Raw genomic sequence first — 22,359 nt, 5'->3', positions numbered from 1 at the left:
TAAATTTCAGCTATCTATGCACTATACAACAGGTGAAATACTGAGTGTATGTGGAAGTCATGGAAGCATGCATGATTTTAAAATATTTAAAAAAAGCATGAGGAAATTAAAATTTAAGCCCTTTTTTATCGTTGATAAGGGGTATTTAGGGATAAAGAAATTGGGTTTTGGATGCCTCATGCCATCTAAAGCAAAGAAAACTGAAAAACTAGATTCTGAATTAAAAAAGTTAAATAAAGAGATTGGTCGTAGACGAATTCAAGTAGAGCATGTATTTGGAAGGATGAAATGTTTTAAGATTTTATCTTGTGTATATAGAAATCGTCGTAAACGATTAAACCTGCGGTTTAATTTACTTGCTGGCATATACAATTTAGATTGGGTGAAAGATAAACAATTAAATTGATTGAAAAATGATTTATGAAGGAAGTCTAATAAATATATTAAGAAAAATTTTCTTTTAGAAAATAAAAGTAATTTCCATGCAAATATCCAAATTTAAATCAACTCAATTTAAATTTATTTATCATCATCTCTCACTATTCGAGCTTCCAAGTTTTTGGCATTTATTTTAAGTTCATCTTGCTTTTTCTTTTGACGAATTAAATGCAAAGTACCTTCTATCACAAGAAGCAATACTGCAATCCAAATTGGAATGTAAGTAAATAGCTCGGCTGCATGAACACGCTCACCAAGTAATATTGAAGCAAATGCTAAAAGCACAGGTTCTAAATAGCTTAACAAACCAAAAATCACAAACGGTAAATAACGACTTGCGAGAATATAACTACCCAAACCTAACGCACTTAAAAAGCCTAAACCAATAATTGATAAAACTAAATATGGAAATGCTGTAATAATTGAAATGGTATCGCTATACACAAATGCCAAATAAATAGAAAGTGGCAGTATTAAAGCTAGATCCCACCAAAAACCGCCTAAATTATCTGTTTTAAATACACGGCGTAAATAAAAATATAACGGATAAGCAAGCGCAACATAAGCTGTTTCCCAAGCTATAGAACCAATACGCCAAATTTCATGCCCTACACCTACACTAGCAAGAATAATTGCAACAATCTGCCACTTGGTTAATTTCTCTTTATAAAGCACACAGCCTATGAGCACCATTACTAAAGGTAAAAGAAAATACCCTAAAGAAACTTGTAAACCCCGACCGTTAATAGGTCCCCATAAAAAAAGCCATAATTGAGATGTACACAATATGGAACTTAAAATAAGCCACAAAACTAATATAGGTTGTTTTTTTACACGGTTTAAAATATCGGAAATAAGTTTTAAGTCGCCCATCCACCACATTAATAAAGTAACAAATGGAATTGTTGCTAGCATTCGCCATGCAAAGGTTTCTTCACTATTTAGGGGTTTTAAAACTTCTGTATAAAAATACAGCACACCAAAAGTAAGAGATGCCAAAACCGACAATGCTACGCCTTTGTACATCTTCAACCCCTATTCACTTTATATCATGTTCTAAATTTCTTTAATGTTCAGTATATCTATTTCAATATGCTAAATCTCTAAACTAAAAATAAAAGTTTACAGACTCAATAAAAAAGCCATGTTTTGACATGGCTTTTTTATTTATAAAATTTAGTCTTTATTGGTATGCGGTGTTTGAATTAAATCAGACAAATCATAACCAACAGATTTTGCATAATCTAAATACTCATTTAGTACTTCTGGTTTTACATCTGTATCACGTGAAAGTAGCCACATATATTGACGATTCGGCTCACCGACAAGAACAGTTTGATAATCTTCATCTAGTTTAAGAATCCAATAATCACCACGCCCTACAGGCAACCAACGAACTGCTTCAGGTAAGAAACTTACTTTTAACTTCGAATTAAAAGGTGCATTTTGCACATATGCTTCACCCAAAGATTGACTCAATTTTCCTTCTTGATCATAACAACGGTTATCTACAACAACATTGCCATTTTCATTTAATGTGTAACGTGCGGAAATATCTCTTGCACATTTTTTCTGGAAAGATAAAGGTTTTCGAGCAACCTCATACCAAACACCTAAGTATTTATCTAATTCAACTTTTTCAACCGTATGTAATGGCTTTTGTTCTGCATATGCCATAGTCGCCATACCCAAACCTACTAAAACTGCACCACCAAGTGCAATTTTTGCAAGCTTATAACTTGCTTTAGGAACGCTTCCTTTTGTCATACATACACCTTTCGTTAAATTTTTAATGTTCTCACTCTTAAAATAGCTTATTTTTTAAGCTTGAAATGTTGAAAAATGTAATAAACATTTCAACTATTTAACTCAACTGAATCATTTGTGCTTTTAAACGTAATATCTCATCTCTTAAACGAGCGGCTTGTTCAAATTGCAACTCTTTAGAGGCTTTAATCATTTCCTTTTCAAGTTTCGCTAAATGCTTAGCAAACAGTTTTGGATCTGACATTAAATGGTGTTCATCTGCTGTAATTGCTTTATCTTGCTCTGAAATTTGACGTTCAATTTGATCATCATCTAACACCTCGCCCGTATCAATTTCTTTAATCACTTGGCGAACTGCGCTACGTGGCGTAATGCCATGCTCTTTGTTAAATTCGATTTGTTTGGTACGACGTCTATCTGTTTCATCTATCGCTTTTTGCATAGAATCTGTAATGCGGTCTGCATATAAAATTGCTTTACCTTTCAAATTACGTGCAGCACGACCAATGGTTTGAATAAGCGATCTTTCAGAACGTAAAAAACCTTCCTTGTCAGCATCAAGAATTGCCACCAAAGATACTTCAGGCATATCTAAGCCTTCTCGTAATAAGTTAATTCCAATTAAAACGTCATGTACGCCCATACGTAAATCGTGAATAATTTTAACGCGCTCAACGGTATCAATATCTGAATGTAAATATGCGACTTTTACACCATATTCTTTTAAATAGGATGTCAAATCTTCCGCCATTCGCTTGGTCAACGTTGTGACCAAAACACGCTCACTCATCGCAGAACGAATATTAATTTCAGAAAGAACATCATCAACCTGTGTTAATACAGGACGAATTTCAATTTCTGGGTCAATCAAACCTGTCGGGCGTACAACTTGCTCTACAATTTGCTGAGATTTTTCTAATTCATAACGTGCAGGCGTTGCACTCACATAAATTGTCGCAGGAACAATACGCTCCCATTCTTCAAATTGCATTGGTCGGTTATCCAATGCACTTGGTAAACGAAAACCGTAATTTACCAAGTTTTCTTTACGTGAACGGTCACCTTTATACATGGCGCCAATTTGTGGAACTGTCACGTGAGATTCATCAATAATGAGCAATGCATCATCGGGTATATAATCAAACAATGTAGGTGGTGCTTCACCCGCAGGGCGCCCCGATAAATGACGTGAATAGTTTTCAATACCGTTGGTATAACCCAACTGTTGCATCATTTCTAAATCGTAGCGTGTACGCTGTTCAATGCGCTGAGCTTCAAGCAGTTTGTCATTTTCACGAAAGAAAACTAAACGTTCTTTTAATTCCTCTTTAATGGTTCCAATTGCGCGCTCTAAATTATCTTTTGGCGTTACATAATGACTCTTTGGATAAATTGTTACCCGTGGTACTTTACGTACCAATTTTCCTGTAATTGGGTCAAACCAACGAATTGAATCTACCTCATCATCAAATAGTTCAATTCGAATAGAATGTTGTTCAGATTCCGCAGGGAAAATATCAATTATTTCGCCACGAATACGGTAAGTACCACGTAAAAATTCAAGTTCATTTCTTGAATATTGCATTTCAACCAAACGACGAATAATGTCATCTCGGTTAATAAAATCACCCTGCACAACATGAAGCAACATGCTCATATATGCATTTGGGTCACCCAAACCATAAATTGCAGAAACAGATGCAATAATAATGGCATCACGACGTTCTAATAATGAACGCGTTGCAGATAACCGCATTTGGTCAATATGGTCGTTAATAGACGAATCTTTTTCAATAAAAGTATCTGAAGATGGCACATAAGCTTCTGGTTGATAATAATCGTAATAACTCACGAAATATTCGACCGCATTATGTGGGAAAAATGCTTTAAATTCGCCGTAAAGTTGGGCTGCTAAAGTTTTATTATGTGCCATAACAATAGTTGGTCTTTGCGTTTTAGCAATAACATTTGCCATGGTATAGGTTTTACCCGACCCCGTTACACCAAGTAATAATTGATCACGTAAACCCTGTTCAACACCACGTACTAGCTTTTCAATCGCTTGAGGCTGATCACCTGCTGGCGCATAGTTAGTTACTAATTCGAAAGGTTGATGCTCACTCACTAGATCTATTACTCAATATATTTTTAGAACAAAAGATTTTAGCAGATTCGCACTCACAACAAAGAATAATCATAATTTTTCATTCATTTTATTGTTAAAAAATTGATCAATGTCTTTATGTTTTATTCAATTTTTATAGAGTTTTTTTTGACTAAGTTTTGCTTGACCCCTCCGCTATTCAAAGGCAACATGAAGTGAAGAATCTAGATACAGTAGCACGCCATGACTTACCAATATCACGATGAAAGCATTATTAAAACCTTAGCTGAAGACACTACTTTTGTCTTTGGAAGTAATTTGGCAGGTGAACATAGTTCTGGCGCGGCAAAAACTGCTTTAGAGCATTTTGGTGCGCTTAATGGTGTGGGTCGTGGATGGTCAGGTCAAAGCTTTGCAATTCCAACCATGAATGAGCATTTACAACAAATGCCACTTTCTCAAATTCAGCACTATATTGATGATTTTAAAACTTATACGAAGAATCACCCGAAAAATAAATATTTTTTAACATCTATTGGCTGTGGAATTGCAGGCTATAAAGTTGAAGAAATCGCACCGATGTTTAAAGGCATTAGCCATAATGTGATTTTTCCTGCTTCTTTTCGACCTTTTGTAGAAAAATCACTACCTAAACTCAATCAAAAATTTCTACATGAGCTTTTTAATGAAGACCGTATTTATGCGGCTCAAGAAGATGAACTCTCACTTGAACAATTTAACTTAACTGACAATGAAATTAGCCTAGCGAAAATTATCATTAATACTCAAATGTATCCAAATGATAGTAATGGTCGAGATCGAACTTTTGAAATTGAAGATATTTTACACAACTTAAGTTCAAAAGCAGTTCAATTTCCAGCGCTTTCTGCATCACGTTTCATTTTAGGTGGAGCTGTATTGGCAATACTCGAACTCTATATAATTAATGAATCTGACTTTATAGATGTATGGAATGGTTCACGTGAAATATCAGCCCCCAAACCTGCACATAAAGCCAAAAAATAATCATTACTCTTTTACACTCAAATCAAACACATGAAACATATATTATGTTTAATTAATGTATGTTTCATAAAATCGATTAACAATATAAAAATAATAGATATTTCATAACACTTCCATCACTATCCTTATGTTATTACTTACTTTTTAGTGATATATTTCACACATTAGAACATATAAAAATGCTAGGTATTAATAAAATGGAGATTCTTGATTCTTCTATTTTTGATTTGTCCCCCATTCCTTTTTGGCTCGAAGATTTTAGTGCAGTCAAAAACCAATTCGATCTATGGAAAAGTGATGGCATAACAGACTTAGAAACCTTTTTAAAAGAAGATACTTCTCGAGTTTTACACTGCGCAAATTTAATTAAAGTTATTAAAGTAAATCAGAAAACTTTAGATCTTTATGAAGCTAAAGATATAGATCATTTACGGGGAAATTTAAGCAAAATTTTTAGCAATGATATGGCAGAAAGCCATATACATGAGTTACTTGCGCTTTGGAAGAAAGAGCTCAGTTTTTCAAATACTGCTGTGAATTATTCATTATCTGGTAAACGCCTTGATATTCATTTAAGAGGAACAGTTTTACCTGGTCATGAAAATGATTTATCACTCATTTTACTCAGCACAGAAAACATTACTTCTTATCAAGATGCTTGCCGCTTAGAAATGCGTAGTCGCTCAATTGCAGAAGCACGTTTCACTTATTCACCCACGTCTTTATGGGTGGAAGATTTTAGTCGAATCAAAACTCGTCTAGATCATTTAAAAGCTTTAGGTATTGAAGACTTTGTTACTTTTTTAGATGTTCACAATGATTTTATTGTTGAATGTCTACGTGATATTTCAATTATTGATGTAAATCAATCAACGCTAAATTTATTTGGTGCTTCATCTAAAGAACACTTAATGCAAAATATTTATAAAGTATTTGGCCCTGAAACCCTGCAAACTTTCCGTGGACAACTTATCGAACTTTGGAAAGGCAACATCCACCATCAATGTGAAGCTGTGAACTACGCTTTAGATGGCAGTATTCGACATGTTTTACTTCAATTTACCATTTTCCCTGGTTTTGAAAATGATTGGAGCATGGCGCAACTGGCATTAACCGATATTACAGCACGTAAAAAAGCAGAGAACTATTTAGAATATTTAGGTAAGCATGATGTTTTAACAAAACTTTATAATCGCTCTTTCTTTACTGCTGAAATTAATCGCTTAGAGCGAAATTCATTACGCCCCGTTTCTTGTATCTTTATGGATATGAATGGTCTAAAACCTGTTAATGACACTCAAGGACATGATGTTGGTGATGATCTTTTAAGACGTACAGGCGGGATTTTGACACAACTTATTCAAAACACGCTTTATAGCACATCTCGTATTGGCGGTGATGAATTTGTTGTTTTACTACCAGGTGCAGATGAAATAGCACTACAAAATTGCTTAGATGCCTTAATTGAACTCATTCACATCGATAATCAATTTTATTCTAATCAACCAATTAGTTTCTCTATTGGTTCTGCAACTTCTAAAGAAAATGAAAGAATTGAAGATATGCTAAAACGTGCAGATCAACTTATGTATGTTCAGAAGAGAGAGTTTTACGAAGGCTTAAAAGCAACGCCTTAATAGCTGAAGAGTTTATTAAAATTAAAAAAAATAGGTGCTTAATGCACCTATTTTTTTTAGCGTTTACCCATCGAACGACGTGTACCACGTGGAGGCATCCAAGTACGGTCAGCATAAGGTGTTGGTTTAGGACGTAAACCTTCCACTTCCTCATCTGCACTTTTTGCATCGTTTACTTCTTTCACAGGGAAAGGTAGCTTTACCACAGGTTTTTTCTTGGGAGTATTTTGGGTGCTCATTAGATTCACTCAATTATAACTGCACATATTGTACGTAATTTTTGAAAGCTTCGCGACCCTTTGCGCTTAAATGCACAAATTGGATATAAGGAAATGCATGAGCTTTATCATTTTTTTACTTTTTTTATGATTTTGTAAAGATTATGTACGCCCAACAGCCTCATTTTAGGATAAGATTAAATGCTTTTTATTTTTTAAACCCCATAAGAAGGAATACTGCCGTGGACGTACGTCTCTCTGATCGTGTAAATGCCATCAAACCGTCCCCTACACTTGCTGTTACCAATAAAGCTGCTGAATTAAAAGCTGCAGGTAAAAATGTTATTGGTTTGGGTGCTGGTGAACCAGATTTTGATACACCACAACACATCAAAGATGCAGCAATTGCAGCAATTAACAATGGTTTCACAAAATACACGGCTGTTGACGGTACGCCAGGTCTTAAAAAAGCAATTATTGCTAAATTTAAGCGTGACAATAACCTTGACTATGCTGCAAACCAAATTTTGGTTTCTTGTGGTGGTAAACAATCATTTTTTAACTTAGCTTTAGCTTTGTTAAACAAAGGTGATGAAGTTATTATCCCTGCGCCATTTTGGGTAAGCTACCCAGATATGGTAATCATCGCTGAAGGCGTTCCTGTAATTGTAAAATGTGGTGAAGAGCAACGTTTCAAAATCACACCTGCTCAATTAGAAGCAGCGATTACTGACAAAACTCGTTTAGTTGTTTTAAACAGCCCTTCAAACCCTACAGGTATGATCTACACTAAAGCTGAATTAGAAGCGTTAGCTGAAGTTCTTCGTAAATACCCAGAAGTTTATATCGCTTCTGATGATATGTACGAACCAATTCGTTGGGATGATGAATTCTACAACATTGCAACTGTAGCACCTGACCTTTATGACCGCACAATCGTTCTTAACGGTGTGTCTAAAGCATATGCAATGACTGGATGGCGTATTGGCTATGCAGCGGGTCCTGCTAAGCTTATTGGTGCAATGAAAAAAATCCAATCTCAATCTACTTCAAACCCAACTTCTATTTCACAAGTTGCTGCTGAAGCTGCATTGAATGGCCCTCAAGATGTTCTTGAGCCAATGATTGAAGCATTCAAACGTCGTCATGACTTAGTGGTAAACGGCTTGAACGAAATCAACGGTATCTCTTGCTTACCTGCTGATGGTGCATTCTATGCATACGCAAACATCCGTCCGTTAATTCGTGCGAAAGGTTTGAAATCTTGCACAGAATTCTCTGAATGGTTATTGGAAGAAACTGGTGTTGCAGTTGTTCCTGGTGATGCATTTGGTTTAGGCGGTTTCATGCGTATTTCTTATGCAACTGCTGACGAAGTACTTGTTGATGCACTTTCACGTATCAAAAAAGCTGCAGACTCAATTGAAGGCGTAGATGCTGCAATTGCTTCTATTGCTGCTGAAAAATAATCTGCTTTAAAACAGATTTAAAAAACCCGCGATTTTCGCGGGTTTTTTATGTGAAAAATATAAGCAAATAAAAAGCACCCGAAGGTGCTTTTTTACTATTCTAACTTATGGTTTCACAACAACCATCACCTGAATTGCTTCTGGTGTTACAGCCAATCCATCTAACAAACTAATTCCTTCTTTTTGGAATTTTTGTAGGCGTGCAATTTCATCTTCACGAATGCTTGGATTAAATTGTTTTAAGTAAGTTAAACGGTCAATTTCATATTGCCACTTATTACCATACACTTCTTTCGCTTGTTCTTTGAAGTTTGGTAAAGCTGCTTTTGCAATATCTAAAGCTTGTGCATAACGCGCTTCAATAATATCACGACGTGCTTTTACAACCTGACGACAGCTATTACCATCTAAGTGATGAATATAAGGTTTTAAAATTTCAGGTGCAATTTTTTGAGATAAATCCTGACCTTTTTCACTTAATAATACACGTACTAATTGTTGCGGTAAGCTAGATGGCAAATTCAATGCTTTTGGTGCAACAACATCTACCTTAAACCATACTTCAAGAAGTACAGAACCTTGTGGTAAAGCCGCAGATTTAAGTACAGCAACATTTGTGCTACCAAAACCTTGCGTGCCAATCATTTCCATTACGCTTTCTGTAAATGGATGTTCTAGCGTTAAATATTCAGCATCTTCACGAATTTGCGCTTGATCTCGGTAGAACGTAGCCGTCATACCTTCTTCATCAAGTGTTAAACCTTGAACTTGCATTTGGTCTGTTGGTTTTATAATAACAGTACCGTTACTTTGCTCATCAAAGTCGATGTTTGTGGATGCCATAAAGCGCTTCATAAACATTGGCAAAGTCGTGTTGTCATCATAATCTTCAAGTGCTTGAACAATTTCTTGCGCCACAATAGGTCGGCAAGAGTTGTACTCAAGCAAACGGTCACGACCATTTTGAAGCTCTGCTTCTAAAGCTTCACGCTGAACAACAACCGCTTCAAGTAACTCTTCAAACTTTTGCCCCATATCTGTAAGCAAACAGTCTTTTAAATCTACAATAAAGTTTTCTTGTAAAGTTTGCGCTGTAGGCGAAATATTACCAAAAATATTTAAAGCTTCGTTGTACCAACGGAACATACGTTCTTGTGCAGTACCAACCAAATAAGGCACATGAATTTGAATACGGTTTTCTTGACCAATACGGTCTAAACGACCAATACGTTGTTCAAGTACATCTGGGTTTGCAGGTAAATCAAATAAAATTAAGTCAGATGCAAATTGGAAGTTACGACCTTCTGAACCAATTTCCGAACATAATAAAATTTGTGCGCCATAAGAGTCTTCAGCAAAATAAGCTGCAGCTTGGTCACGCTCAAGTAAGCTCATACCTTCATGGAACATTGCGGTACGAATACCTGCATGAATACGAAGTGCATTTTCTAAAGCTTCAACAACTGGACCACTACGTGCAATTAATAACACTTTTTTGTGTTTTAACTGCGTACGAAGCATTTCCATAATCCACGAAACACGTGGATCTGTTTCCATCCAAGCACCGTCTAATTGTGCTTCTTCAGGCCACATCTGTTCACGTAGTTTACCTTCTTTAGACCAATTTTCTGGTGCTGGTAAAGGTGCTGGCTGACAATCACGGCCAGGGAAACCTTGAATTGCTTCACGTGTGTTACGGAACAAAATACGACCCGTACCATGACGGTCTAATAATTCGTGAATTGCACGGAAACGCTGTTCAGGATGATCTTCAATACGATGACCTAATAAGCCCTCAATTGCAGCTAAATGTGCTTCTTCTAAAGGCAAATCAGACATCAACACTTCAGCAATTTTAGCTGTTTGTTGATATTGCTCTTCTTCATCTAAGAAACGATCTAAAGAACTAAAACGTTGCGAGTCGAGTAAACGTAAACGGGCAAAATGACTTTCTACACCAAGCTGTTCAGGGGTTGCTGTGAGTAACAATACACCCGCAGTTTGTTGTGCTAGTTCTTCAACCAAGTCATAACGATCGTTTCCGCCATCTTCTTCGCTCCACATTAAATGATGCGCTTCATCGACAACAAGAAGATCAAAACCTGCTTCCATTGCTTGTTCACGTAAATCATCATGGTCAATCATTAAATCGACACTTGCGATGATGCATTGTTCTGTCAAGAATGGGTTTAAATCTGGATCATGTTCTTTAATAGACGCAGTACGTGTTAAATCGAACAATGAAAATTGAAGATTAAAACGACGACGCATTTCAATCATCCACTGATATTGCAGTGAATCTGGCACTAAAATTAGGATACGTTCAGAACGACCCGTTTTTAGTTGTTGATGAATGATTAAACCTGCTTCAATGGTTTTACCTAAACCTACTTCATCGGCAAGTAAAACACGTGGTGCAAAACGCTGACCTACTTCGTGTGCAATATAAAGCTGATGCGGAATTAAACCCACACGCGAACCAATCATGCCACGTAATGGACTAGATTTCATATTCGCTTGCATAAGCAAAGATTCAATACGCAAGTCATACCATTCTTTATAATCAATTTGACTTGCAAGTAAACGATCTAGCGGTTTAGATAACTGAATTGTTGCGCCAATACGGGTTTCATTTAAAGATTTACGCTCTTCCGTACCATCTTCAAGAGTACGAATAACATCGTAACGAATAACGCCATTGCGATCTTCAAAAGACTCAACAATCCACGTTGTACCTTCTTGATCCATTAATTCATCTTTAGTATTAAAGATAATACGGGTTAAAGGTGCATTGCTTCGTGCATAGACACGAGTTTCATCACTTTTGGGGAATAAAATGCTGACCGATCGCTCATCTACATCAATGAGAACTCCTAAACCAAGTTCTGTTTCTGTGTCTGAAAGCCAACGTTGACCAATAGCAAACTGCTGCAATTTTTTCCACCTTTATCTAGAAGTTAGGATGTATTTTTTATCCAATACCATTGATTAGCATTTGATCAAAAAACCACACCTTTAAGCAATATATTTTGACATAAAGCCCACTAAAAAGTGAGCTAAATTAAATCTCTTGAAACACTTTCATCTTAAAAAGGCACAGCACAATAAAAATCAATTGGCTGTTCTGTTTTTGGATGATTAAAGCTTAATCTTTCCGCATGTAAACATAATCTTTCAGAAAGCTTTTGCTGTTCTTCTGTTGCATACAAAGTATCTCCAATAATTGGATGACCTAAATATTGCATATGTACACGGAGTTGATGAGAACGACCTGTAATTGGCGTAAGTTTTACGCGAGTTACATCTTGTCCCTGAATTTGAAAATGTTCTGTTGCCTGCCAATGTGTTAGCGCAGGTTTATTATGAGATGGTTCTGCAATATGCAATGGCGGTCGAGATGGATCATAAATGACAGGAACATCTACAGTTCCCTCACCTTCTAAATGTCCGGCAACAACGGCTTGATAAATTTTTGAAGTTTGTCTTTCTTGAAATTGACGCGAAATTCTGTTTTGACCAAATTTAGATAAACCGAAAACCAAAATACCTGATGTATCGCGATCTAAACGATGGATAAGCAACGTTTTAGGTTCAATGTCTAATAAGCGATTGATGACACAATCTTGTAAATCGGCTGTTTTCCCGGGAACAGTGAGTATTCCTTCTGGTTTATGAATCACCATGAAATCTTCATCACGATGAATCAGGTGTTCGCTTAGAAAATTACTCAAGTTTCTATTCCAATCTGATCACGAAAACAAGCGAGCAATGATATGAATCTTAGATTTAAAATACAATGTTTAAAGCGTTAATAACCGACGAAATTTCCGATTTATCTCAATAAAATTTTCAATTTACGCTTTTTACTGTCGATTCACTAAATAAGCCAATAATTTTTCCAGCGTTGGATATTTCGTAAAATCTTCATATTGAATATTTGCGCCATTTGCACGCCATAATCCAACTAAACTCACGATAGATACAGAATCTAATCCATAGTTTTTTAAATCTATAGTTGGATCAATTTCTAATGCTTCTATATCTAAAGCTTCTGCAATAGACAATAAAATTCCCTTACTTGAAAGAATGAATTCTTTGGGCGCACTTAAAGTCCACAAACGCAATAAAGTATAAGTGTTTGTATGATGATATTTTTGCTTAGAAATGCTTTCAATCCATTGAATATGTTGCTCAATATTTGAAAGTAATATTGCATCATTTATTACGCAAATATTTTCAGTAACTGAACCTAAATATTCAATTAATTGCTTTGCTTGAGCTGTGATTTTTCCCGTAACAATAAGCTGTTTTCTTAGGCTCACTTGCTCACCTAAAAACATCATGCCGTTCATAAGTTCATTTGTATTTAAAGATACAATTGGAATTTCTAGCGTTTTCGCTTTTTTAACTAAACTCGTTAAATGTTGATTTAATTCTGAATGTTCAAAATTTTGATCTTGTTGTAATTCATCTAAACCAAGAATAAGTAAAACACTGTCTGTAGATGAAAGTGCCCATTTGGCTAAACTGGCTTGTAACTGAATTTTCTTTGGAAATGAATAGAACATTGAGAAAAAGATTTGGGATAATTAATTGAATTATACGAGTAATTCAATGATGAAATAATATAAAAAATAAGCGATAGATAGACAAAATTTAAATAATAAACAGATCTAACTATCGCTATTTAGAATTTTATTAACCCGCTTGAGCTAAAAACTTATCAATTGCATGTTGAGCAATTTCAGCATCTTGATGAGATTGAACACCAGAAACACCTACAGCACCAACCACTTGTCCTTCATAAACAATTGGTAAACCACCCTCTAATAAACCAACAAAGTTTGAAATTGAAAGAAAACCGTTACGACCATTCTTAATCATATCTTCAAATACTTTAGAAGGTTTTGTACTTAATGCAGAACATTTTGCTTTTTCTTGGCAAATTGTTGCACTAATTGGTGCAGCGCCATCCATACGTTTCATAGTCAAAAGACTACCCGTCACATCTACAACAGCAATACTGACATTAAATGAATGTTCAACAGCATATTTTTGTGATTGATCTAATAAAAATTCTGCATCTGCTAAAGTTAAAGTGTGTGTAGTTTTCATAAAATGTCCTTAAATTATTCTAAAATTTATGCTTAAAAAAAGCCCGCAGTAAATCTACTACGGACTTTAGTTTAGCTAATTTATAGACTATTTGTTGTTTATTTCTGCAAATACTTCTTTTGCCATTTTAATGGTAAATTCAATATCTTCATCTGAATGTGCAGCAGAAATAAAACCTGCCTCAAATGCTGATGGTGCAAGGTTTACACCGCGTGACAACATACCGTGGAAAAATTTACGGAATGCATCTACATCACATTTCAACATAGAGTCGAAACTTGTAATGTCTTGTTGATCTGTAAAATACAAACCAAACATACCACCAACTTGCTGAGTTTTAAACGCTACACCGGCTTCATCGGCAGCAACTTGTAAACCTGCTAAAAGCTTTTCAAGTTGTGCTGTTAGTTTTTCATAAAAACCTTCAGCACGAAGATGTTTGAACATCTCAATACCTGCACGCATTGCAAGTGGGTTACCCGATAATGTACCTGCTTGATAAACTTTACCCAATGGCGCAATGCATTCCATTACTTCACGTTTACCACCAAAAGCACCTACAGGTAAGCCCGCACCAATGATTTTACCTAAAGTCGTTAAGTCTGGTGTTACGCCATAATGCGCTTGAGCACCGCCTAAACCAACACGGAAACCTGTCATTACTTCATCAATAATAAATACTGAACCATGTTCATCACATACATCACGAATAGCTTGTAAGAAACCATCAATTGGTTTGACTAAATTCATGTTGCCTGCAACAGGTTCAACAATTACACCTGCAATTTCAGAACCAAATTTAGCAAAACATTCTTTTAAGGTTGCAATGTCATTATATGGAAGCGTTAACGTATGTTTTGCAAAATCAGCAGGAACGCCTGCAGATGTCGCCTCACCTTCACCACTTGTTAACAAGCCTGAACCTGCTTTTACTAACAATGAATCTGAATGACCATGGTAACAGCCTTCAAACTTCACAATTTTGTCACGACCTGTGTAACCACGTGCAAGACGAATTGCGGTCATTGTTGCTTCAGTGCCTGAATTGGTCATACGAACCAATTCAATAGACGGCATAATTTCACAGATGATATCTGCCAAAGTTGTTTCGTGAACCGTTGGTGCACCAAAACTTAAACCATCTACAGCGGCATCTTGTACAGCTTTAATAATTGCAGGATGAGCATGACCTAAAATCATTGGTCCCCATGAACCCACATAGTCGACATAGCGCTTGCCATCTACATCGTATAAATACGCACCTTGTGCCTTTTCAATAAATACTGGCGTGCCGCCTACGCTGTTAAATGCACGTACAGGTGAATTCACACCACCTGGAATATGTTTGCTTGCTTGTTTAAACAGTTGTTCTTGCTTTGGAGATAAACTCATGAAAATCACTCAACTCAAAAAATAAAAAAATTAAGCTTGTTCAGCAAATAATTCTGACCAATCATACACACGTTGACCAACTGTAGACATTGAGCGACCTAAAACGTCACTAATCACAGCACACAGATCGGCACCTGCTTCAATCACTTCTTTACTATTTTCAACAGTCAAACCACCAATTGCACAAATAGGTACATTCAACTTTGCTTTTGCTTGTTTTAAAGTTTCCAGACCAATATTACCTGCTTCAGGCTTAGTATCGGTTGCATAAATAGCACCAAAAGCAACATAGTTTGCGCCATCAGCAATAGCTTGTTCCGCCAATTCTATAGAGTTATTACAGCTACGACCAATGAGTACATTTTTAGGTAAGCGTTCTACAGCTTCAGCAATTGAACCATCGCCCTGACCTAAATGCACGCCTACGCCATATTCAACTGCCGCATCTAAATCATCATTAATCACAAAAGGCACTTTATATTGATCGCACAAATGCTTCATATAGCCAATTTCATAGGCTTTGGCTTCTTTATCAACCACTTTTTTACGACGGTATTGCAATACAGCCACTTCATAAGTTGCCATTGCACCTTCAAGCTTCGCTAATAAAAGTTCAATAGGATCATCATTCGTAATTAAATATAAACCGCGCATAACATCTGCCGAAATTTGTCTTAAGTTGAATTATCTCACAACCCAAGATAATAAATCAGTGAAACCGAATGGAATTTATAATTTTTATAGTGGATTTTGATTATTACTTTTATAAGCATAAAAAAAACCTAGAGAGGTCACTCTAGGTTTGGAAACTCTGTATTTTTTCATTAAATAAATTTAATGTTCGATTACTCTACTCTATTTTCACAAAGAATAGAGCATTTATTTTATTTTTTTATACGAATCATAAGAATATTTTCACCAATCAGATAATTTTGCATATATTTCCATCAACTTTTAATTCTATCAAGCGATCTATCTTTCAAGCTTAAGTTTCCACGTAACACATCTGAAAACATTTTCCAGTCTGAAATAAAACTATAAATAGGTTGTTTAAAGCTAGCAGGCTTATTTTTTTCAAATACGAAATGACCAATCCAAGCGCACGCATAACCAGACAACAAACCATAGGCAAAATATTTTACTTTACGTTGTTTAATGCCTTTTGCAAAAAAATATAAGCCAATACTACTGCCTTCAACATGTAAGCGACGGCTCATAATATTTCGATGCTCAGTTAAATAAAAACGATAAAATTCATGATAATTTTTAATTGGTAATGTGTATTCTTGTTGAATATCGATATTAAAATTTTGATCCATCTTGATGTTCATTTATATCTTCCTGATATTTTTTAAACACGTTAAACCATTTTTTGCTCAAATTAAAGCCACTTCTTTGTAATCTAGATTCGTCAAGTCTTACATGAAAATAGATTTTCGCTACAATCGAAAGCTGAACTTATACAAGATTAATTTTTGCGCTTATACATAACTTTAATAACGCATATTCACATGAACTGACGCATCTCACATATTGAGATTTAAAACTAGGACAAAACTTATGACCGAAGTTGAATTAAAATTTCAAATTCATGAATCAAGACGCAATGCTTTACTTAAAGCTATAGATCCTAAAAAGTCAGAAATCATTCAATTAAAAGCAAAATATTTTGATACCGAAGATCGTTTATTGGCACAAAATCATGCTGCACTTCGTTTACGTTTAGAAGGCACTCGCTGGATTCAAACCTTAAAAGCCGCGGGAAAAAGTCATATTCAACGCTTTGAACATAATTATGACTTAGGCGAAGCCGAACAAGCTCCTGAACTCAATTTAGATATTTATAAAGACGATGCTGAAGCGACTCAAATTTTAACCAATGCGTTAGGACAAAATTTTAATGCATTAAAACTTCAATTTGAAACGGATATTGAACGTACTTTCCGTGTTATTCCTTTTGAAGACACAACTATTGAAGTAAGTTTAGATATTGGTTCAATTCGTTCTGAACATGCAGAAACACCTGTTCATGAAGTGGAATTTGAACTTAAAGAAGGCTCTATTAAAAGTTTACTTGCCTTTAGTTTTGAATGGGTGAAGAAATATCAACTTTGGTTAGATGTACGTAGCAAAGCAGAAATTGGTAATTTATTGGCACAACAACAAAATGTGAGTCCTGCTGTATATGCGAAAGACTTTATTTTAAGTAAAAAAGATAGTGCAGATAAAAATTTACGTTTATTAATTTCTCAACAGCTTCAACATTTATTGCCAAATATTGCTGCAATATCGGCAGGATTTGCTGAAAAAGATCATATTGAACAAGCTCAAACAGCGCTGAATCATTTGTATTTAAGTTTGCATATATTTAAAGATTGGAGCCCTTCTCTTTCGAGTAAATGGACAAATCAGTTAAATGCATTTAAACAGCAATTTGAAAACCTACAGCATTTACAACACATGCAAGATACTTTGGGCACCTTCTTACAAAACCCAAATACATCTTCAAACTTAGAAAAAGACATTCTTTACGCTAAAGAAAAGTTGAATAATTTAGTTAAATCTACGCAAAACGTTCATCATTTTCTTGAGCTTTTAATTTTTAGTTTAGAAGAAAATGATGTTCAGCAAAAACAAGATTTAAAGGCTTTTGCTCAAAATACGTTGCAACATCAGTATAAAATTTTGCAGGAAAGTTTAATTGCAGCAGACATCAGTAATTTTGAAAGCCTAGATTTACTTGCAACGCATATTAGTGAGTTGAAATTTAGCTTCCCAATTTTAACCAATATTTATGATGTTAAAAATTTGCAAAAATACAGTAAAGCTTTAAATGACGCGCAACTTGCAGCGCATGAATATTTGGTTTTATCTTCTTCTGCTTTATATATTCAGCAAACAGAATTGGAAGCGAGTGATTGGTTTGTTTTAGGTTGGCTTACAGCAAAGCAAGAAGTTTATGCAGAGCGTTTATTGGAAGCGACTGAACAATTTATGGTGAGCCGTAAATTTTTGAAATAAGTTTAAGTAAACAAAAAAGCGAGGTTAAATACCTCGCTTTTTTAAAATTTAGTGTTATTCACCAATTAAAATGTCTATGCGATAAACCATTTAAAATGTCCTGTTTTTAACCACAAGAGTCAAGCACAGGATTTAAATTTCTTTGTCCAATAACAGCTTTCTGAGCTTTACGGCTCGGCATACTTTTCTTGGCACGGGAACGTTTATTCTGTTTCTCCAATTCTTCATGTTGTTGCTGGATATGCGCCAGGACTGAACCTAACCGTTTATTCTCAACAATCTCATTTTGCTGCAGCCCAGCCAATTTATTGAAGATGCTGTAGTTGAGCTTTCGTCCTTCATGCATGAGGGCCACAGTGCCATCCGGATACTCCAGAAATGAAACGTATTGCCCAGCAAGCTTATGATTCAGCTCTGTCGGTTCAAGCAGATAAATACATTTGTCATAGGTAATCGTCAGGTTCTTGGTGACCTTACGCGGTTCCTGCCAGGTAAAAATATCATCCAGTTCAAGATCAGATTCGGTTAATGGTCGATGCAGGTTCTTTGAGTTTCGCGCACATTTGGCGAACTTCTGATTGAACTGCTCAATAAAGCAGGGCAACCAGGCATTTGCTTCTGCAATCGAACAGATGCCTTCCAGGCGCATCTCCTTGATCAAACGGTCCTGAAGGGTTCTATTCGCTCGCTCTACGCGACCTTTGGCCTGGGGTGAATTGGCGAAGATAATATCAATGTTTAACTCATTCAGAATCCGCCCAAATTGCGTGATCTGGCTGTCTTGCCTGGATTTCTGGTTGACTCTAAATACCGAGTGTTTATCGCTATAAAAGGCCAAGGGCTTGCCGTATTGCTCAATGTAGGCTCGGGTTGAAAGCATATAGTCAAAGGTCGTTTCAGCCTCACAAAAGCGTAGATGCAACAGCTTGCCGGTAGCATCATCGATATAAACCAGCAAACAGCATTTGGTGGCTCTTCCTTCAAACCAGTCATGATATGAGCCATCAATCTGGATCAGCTCACCGAAGCAATCACGGTTATAGCGTGGCTGGTATGGGCGTTTTAGACGTTTGGATCGCGGAATCCAAAGGTCATTTGCAGTCATCCAGCGCCGAACCGTTTCTACCGGGATATTCAGGTCAAACATGCTGCTGAGCTTCTCATGCGCCAAGGTAGGTCCAAAGCCCAGCAGATGTTCAGAAATAATGGAAAGACATTGCGATTTTAATAAATCGTCATGGCGATGATGGCCCGGTTGACCACGACTGGCATGCGTCATGCCTGAAACACCATCTTGATTGAGCTTCTGCAATAACCGGGTAATTTGACGGGTGGAAAGATTCAGGATTTCAGCAGCACGGACTTGGGTAATACGATGATCTCGAACGTCTTGCAGAACTGCAAGACGTTGAATTTCTTTGTCAGACATAGTGATCAGCATCTATATTTTATATCCAGTCCATGGTGATAAAAACCATCATAAACCAGACATTTTTATTGGTGAGAATATAGACACTTTAAATGGGTTCTAACAAAAACTGTTATTCCCAAGTAGAAATGTCCTACCTAATAACCAAATAGAAATGTCCTATACAGGACTTTCCAAGTCAAGCACAGGATTCAGATTTCGTTCTTTGATTGCTGTTTTCTGTGCACGTCTACGTGGCATCTTTTGAGAACGATTACGTTTGTTTTGCTGTTCCAATTCTTCATGCTGTTGCTGGATATGAGCCAAGACTGAACCCAAACGTTTATTCTCAACGATCTCTCGCTGGTTGAGCTGACTTAACTTATCGAAGATGCTGTAATTGATCTTCCGACCTTGATGCTCAATCGCTACCGTACCATCAGGGTATTCCAGAAATTCAAGATATTTACCGATTAGCCTCTGATTTTCCTCTGTATTCTCCAGGAGATATACGCATTTATCATAAGTAATGGTCAAGCTATTCGTGACTCTACGGGGTTCACGCCAGGTAAAAACATCATCTAATTCCTCAGCTGTTTCAGTGACAGTCCGGTGTAGATCCTTGGGATTAAAAGCCATCTTGGCAAATTTACGATTAAACTGCTCGATAAAGTAGGGTAACCACTTATTCGCATCTGCAATCGAATTGATACCCTCCAGGCGCATTTCCTTGATCAGACGGTCCTGAAGGGTTCTGTTGGCACGTTCTACGCGACCTTTGGCCTGGGGTGAGTTAGCGAAGATGATATCGATATTGAGGGTACTGAGTACGCGTCCAAACTGGGTAATCTTGCTGTCTTTCTTGCTGCTTTGATTCACCCTAAAGACTGAATGTTTGTCGCTGTAAAACGCTAAAGGCTTACCATGCTGTTCAACATACAAGCGTGTCGAAATCATATAGTCAAAGGCTGATTCTGATTCACAGAAGCGTAAATGCTGCAATTTGCCTGTGGCATCATCGATAAAGACTAGCAGACAGCATTTAGCGGCTCTTCCTTCAAACCAGTCATGGTGTGAGCCATCGATTTGTACCAGTTCACCATAACAATCTCGGTTATATCGAGGCTGATATGGGCGTTTCAGGCGCTTGGAGCGAGGAATCCATAAATCGGCTGCAATCATCCAGCAACGCAGGGTTTCCACTGAAAGATCGAATCCATGAACGGTAGTGAGCTTTTCATGCGCTAAAGTGGGTCCGAAACCATGGAGTTGATCCGAAACAATATTGAGGCACTTGAGTCTGAGTTCTTCAGGAAGTTTGCAGTTGCTGGTTTGGCCACGACCAGCATGGGCTAATGCAGCTGGGCCTTGAGCTTTGTATTTCTGCAGTAAGCGTCTGATCTGACGTTCTGAAATATGAAGTAGCTGAGCAGCCTGGGATTGAGTTATGCGTTGATCGCAGATTTCCTGCAAGACCGACAATCGTTTAAGTTCTTTATCCGACATAGACACCAACATATCAAACCGTCCGCTTCAATAATCGCAAAAGTGCATATTCTAAAAGCGGACATTTTTACTTTGGAGAAACCGGACATTTCTATTTTGGGCTTACAAAAACATTTCGTATAATGGCCATTATGTTAAATGACTTTTAGATTCTTTCTTATCTTCACGAATATTGTTGGTTATATAGAAACCGATGCCCATAATAACCCACTTAAAAATGTATGCACCAGCCGTATTCTCGTAATTTAAAGGGACAAGTATGAAATGCAGAAAAAGTCCATATGAACTAAGGAGTATTCCCCAGACAGCTAAACCTTTAGATACTTTTTCTAAGGTACAAGTCTGTTTTTCGAATTTCTTGTTGATTACATATTTATACGTTATAGCTCCTAAAAATATTCCCCCAGATATACAGATGATAAGAAATATCGGAAAAGAACCAAACGCCATAGGTTTGTCTAGGATGCCTCTAATTATCATCGTAATTAAAGCAAAACAAGGTCCCCAAGCTCCCCCCCATATAAGAAGATCCACTTCAATTTTTCGTTCATGAAATGCCTATTTTTAAAAATAAATAAATCTTAAATACATTTATTTTGAATCTAATCTTTGAGCAAGTTTAATGCCCCAAAATATTGCTAACATTAGAAAAATAAGATGGATATTTTCCGCCATGAAAGTATGCTTTAACTGATTTGAAAGAATGATGTATTTATAAAAAGCCCAATAAATCACAGCAAATAATATAAAAAAGCACAGGAGTAATAAGGCCTTAAAAAGAGCTTTTTTTACCTGCTTATTAGGTGCGTCACCTATCAAAAGCTCAATAAGAATACTAGTAATAAAATATGCAGGAATTAAATACAGCAACATTTCTGGTATCACGCCTAAGAAAGGCTTTCCTGTAGCTATATTGATATATGCAAAATATCCAAGACCATATACAACTGGTAAACTTATTATAAGAATGATCCATTTAGCTTTTTTATTCATTTTCGGCTCTTGTATGGGGTCTAAATTTTTTATAATTTATATAAACCTTTAAAATTGACAAAACCAAACCGATTGAACAATAAACGGAAAAAATCCCTATATTAATTAATGGTTTGTCCAAAAAATAGTTGGAAAGAACAGTCCCACAAGTAAGTACTCCTATAAATTCAAAAAATGAAAATTGGCTAATTTGAGAATTAAATAATTTCTGCATAGAGATATATTTTATATTTAGGGATTACTTTGATCTGAGTCTGTTTTGAGT

Annotated in this window: 19 protein-coding genes and 1 pseudogene; 5 read left to right on the top strand and 15 right to left on the bottom strand. The window is 36.2% G+C overall.

Annotated features, from left to right (window positions below):
* Positions 1-13 precede the first annotated feature (13 nt).
* Positions 14-406, top strand: a pseudogene (locus MZO21_RS05000) (transposase family protein); the annotation flags it as partial.
* 113 nt (positions 407-519) lie between these two features.
* Here MZO21_RS05000 and rarD read toward each other — a convergent pair.
* From rarD to uvrB, 3 genes are all read right to left on the bottom strand, one after another.
* The gene (rarD, locus tag MZO21_RS04995) at positions 520-1,464 is read right to left on the bottom strand and encodes an EamA family transporter RarD (RefSeq protein WP_248103744.1); all 945 of its coding nucleotides are present in this window, start codon (positions 1,462-1,464) and stop codon (positions 520-522) included.
* A gap of 150 nt (positions 1,465-1,614) precedes the next feature.
* A complete protein-coding gene (locus MZO21_RS04990) occupies positions 1,615-2,205 on the bottom strand; it encodes a lipocalin family protein (protein WP_248103741.1) in 591 nt (196 codons plus the stop codon).
* Between the two features lie 97 nt (positions 2,206-2,302).
* A complete protein-coding gene (gene uvrB / locus MZO21_RS04985; protein WP_248103737.1) occupies positions 2,303-4,330 on the bottom strand; it encodes an excinuclease ABC subunit UvrB in 2,028 nt (675 codons plus the stop codon).
* A 222-nt stretch (positions 4,331-4,552) separates the two neighbouring features.
* Here uvrB and MZO21_RS04980 point away from each other — a divergent pair, with 222 nt between their 5' ends.
* Positions 4,553-5,335: an A1S_2505 family phage non-structural protein gene (locus MZO21_RS04980; protein WP_248103734.1), complete on the top strand. Its 783-nt coding sequence runs from the start codon at positions 4,553-4,555 to the stop codon at positions 5,333-5,335.
* A 197-nt stretch (positions 5,336-5,532) separates the two neighbouring features.
* A complete protein-coding gene (locus MZO21_RS04975) occupies positions 5,533-6,972 on the top strand; it encodes a sensor domain-containing diguanylate cyclase (RefSeq protein ID WP_248103731.1) in 1,440 nt (479 codons plus the stop codon).
* A 56-nt stretch (positions 6,973-7,028) separates the two neighbouring features.
* Here the strand turns inward: MZO21_RS04975 and MZO21_RS04970 are convergent, their stop codons facing one another.
* Complete coding sequence (locus MZO21_RS04970; RefSeq protein ID WP_154773402.1) at positions 7,029-7,211, bottom strand: hypothetical protein; 183 nt, start codon at positions 7,209-7,211, stop codon at positions 7,029-7,031.
* A 221-nt stretch (positions 7,212-7,432) separates the two neighbouring features.
* Between MZO21_RS04970 and MZO21_RS04965 the strand changes: the two genes are divergently transcribed.
* A complete protein-coding gene (locus MZO21_RS04965; protein WP_248103728.1) occupies positions 7,433-8,659 on the top strand; it encodes a pyridoxal phosphate-dependent aminotransferase in 1,227 nt (408 codons plus the stop codon).
* Positions 8,660-8,764: 105 nt separating this feature from the next.
* Here the strand turns inward: MZO21_RS04965 and rapA are convergent, their stop codons facing one another.
* The 7 genes from rapA to MZO21_RS04930 all read right to left on the bottom strand — a co-directional run bounded on the left by rapA (position 8,765) and on the right by MZO21_RS04930 (position 16,497).
* Positions 8,765-11,593 carry an RNA polymerase-associated protein RapA gene (rapA, locus tag MZO21_RS04960; protein WP_248103725.1) on the bottom strand — a complete coding sequence of 943 codons (2,829 nt, stop codon included), beginning with the start codon at positions 11,591-11,593 and terminating at the stop codon, positions 8,765-8,767.
* A 152-nt stretch (positions 11,594-11,745) separates the two neighbouring features.
* The gene (locus MZO21_RS04955; protein WP_154773400.1) at positions 11,746-12,390 is read right to left on the bottom strand and encodes an RluA family pseudouridine synthase; all 645 of its coding nucleotides are present in this window, start codon (positions 12,388-12,390) and stop codon (positions 11,746-11,748) included.
* Positions 12,391-12,522: 132 nt separating this feature from the next.
* Positions 12,523-13,227: a phosphopantetheine-binding protein gene (locus tag MZO21_RS04950; RefSeq protein ID WP_248103722.1), complete on the bottom strand. Its 705-nt coding sequence runs from the start codon at positions 13,225-13,227 to the stop codon at positions 12,523-12,525.
* Between the two features lie 130 nt (positions 13,228-13,357).
* Entirely contained in the window at positions 13,358-13,774 is a 417-nt protein-coding gene (locus tag MZO21_RS04945; RefSeq protein WP_248103719.1) for a GlcG/HbpS family heme-binding protein, read from the bottom strand.
* 87 nt (positions 13,775-13,861) lie between these two features.
* Complete coding sequence (gene hemL, locus MZO21_RS04940; protein WP_248103717.1) at positions 13,862-15,166, bottom strand: glutamate-1-semialdehyde 2,1-aminomutase; 1,305 nt, start codon at positions 15,164-15,166, stop codon at positions 13,862-13,864.
* 30 nt (positions 15,167-15,196) lie between these two features.
* Positions 15,197-15,820, bottom strand: a complete 624-nt coding sequence (gene thiE, locus MZO21_RS04935) for a thiamine phosphate synthase (protein ID WP_248103714.1) — start codon at positions 15,818-15,820, stop codon at positions 15,197-15,199.
* Positions 15,821-16,113: 293 nt separating this feature from the next.
* Positions 16,114-16,497, bottom strand: coding sequence for a DUF962 domain-containing protein (locus MZO21_RS04930; protein ID WP_248103712.1), 384 nt, complete (start codon positions 16,495-16,497; stop codon positions 16,114-16,116).
* Positions 16,498-16,726: 229 nt separating this feature from the next.
* Between MZO21_RS04930 and MZO21_RS04925 the strand changes: the two genes are divergently transcribed.
* A complete protein-coding gene (locus MZO21_RS04925) occupies positions 16,727-18,187 on the top strand; it encodes an inorganic triphosphatase (protein ID WP_248103710.1) in 1,461 nt (486 codons plus the stop codon).
* 106 nt (positions 18,188-18,293) lie between these two features.
* Here MZO21_RS04925 and MZO21_RS04920 read toward each other — a convergent pair whose 3' ends face one another.
* From MZO21_RS04920 to MZO21_RS04905, 4 genes are all read right to left on the bottom strand, one after another.
* A complete protein-coding gene (locus MZO21_RS04920) occupies positions 18,294-19,628 on the bottom strand; it encodes an ISNCY family transposase (RefSeq protein WP_071851543.1) in 1,335 nt (444 codons plus the stop codon).
* Positions 19,629-19,775: 147 nt separating this feature from the next.
* Positions 19,776-21,101, bottom strand: coding sequence for an ISNCY family transposase (locus MZO21_RS04915; protein ID WP_248129642.1), 1,326 nt, complete (start codon positions 21,099-21,101; stop codon positions 19,776-19,778).
* Between the two features lie 129 nt (positions 21,102-21,230).
* On the bottom strand, positions 21,231-21,635 hold the full coding sequence (locus tag MZO21_RS04910) for a hypothetical protein (RefSeq protein WP_248104033.1): 405 nt from the start codon (positions 21,633-21,635) through the stop codon (positions 21,231-21,233).
* Positions 21,636-21,692: 57 nt separating this feature from the next.
* Entirely contained in the window at positions 21,693-22,094 is a 402-nt protein-coding gene (locus tag MZO21_RS04905) for a hypothetical protein (protein ID WP_248104036.1), read from the bottom strand.
* Positions 22,095-22,359 lie beyond the last annotated feature (265 nt).

It is taken from the genome of Acinetobacter portensis, from assembly GCF_023158935.1.
Lineage (GTDB): Bacteria > Pseudomonadota > Gammaproteobacteria > Pseudomonadales > Moraxellaceae > Acinetobacter > Acinetobacter faecalis.
The sequence above is the reverse complement of the archived record's forward strand: the minus strand, read 5'-3'. Positions and strand labels throughout refer to the sequence as shown.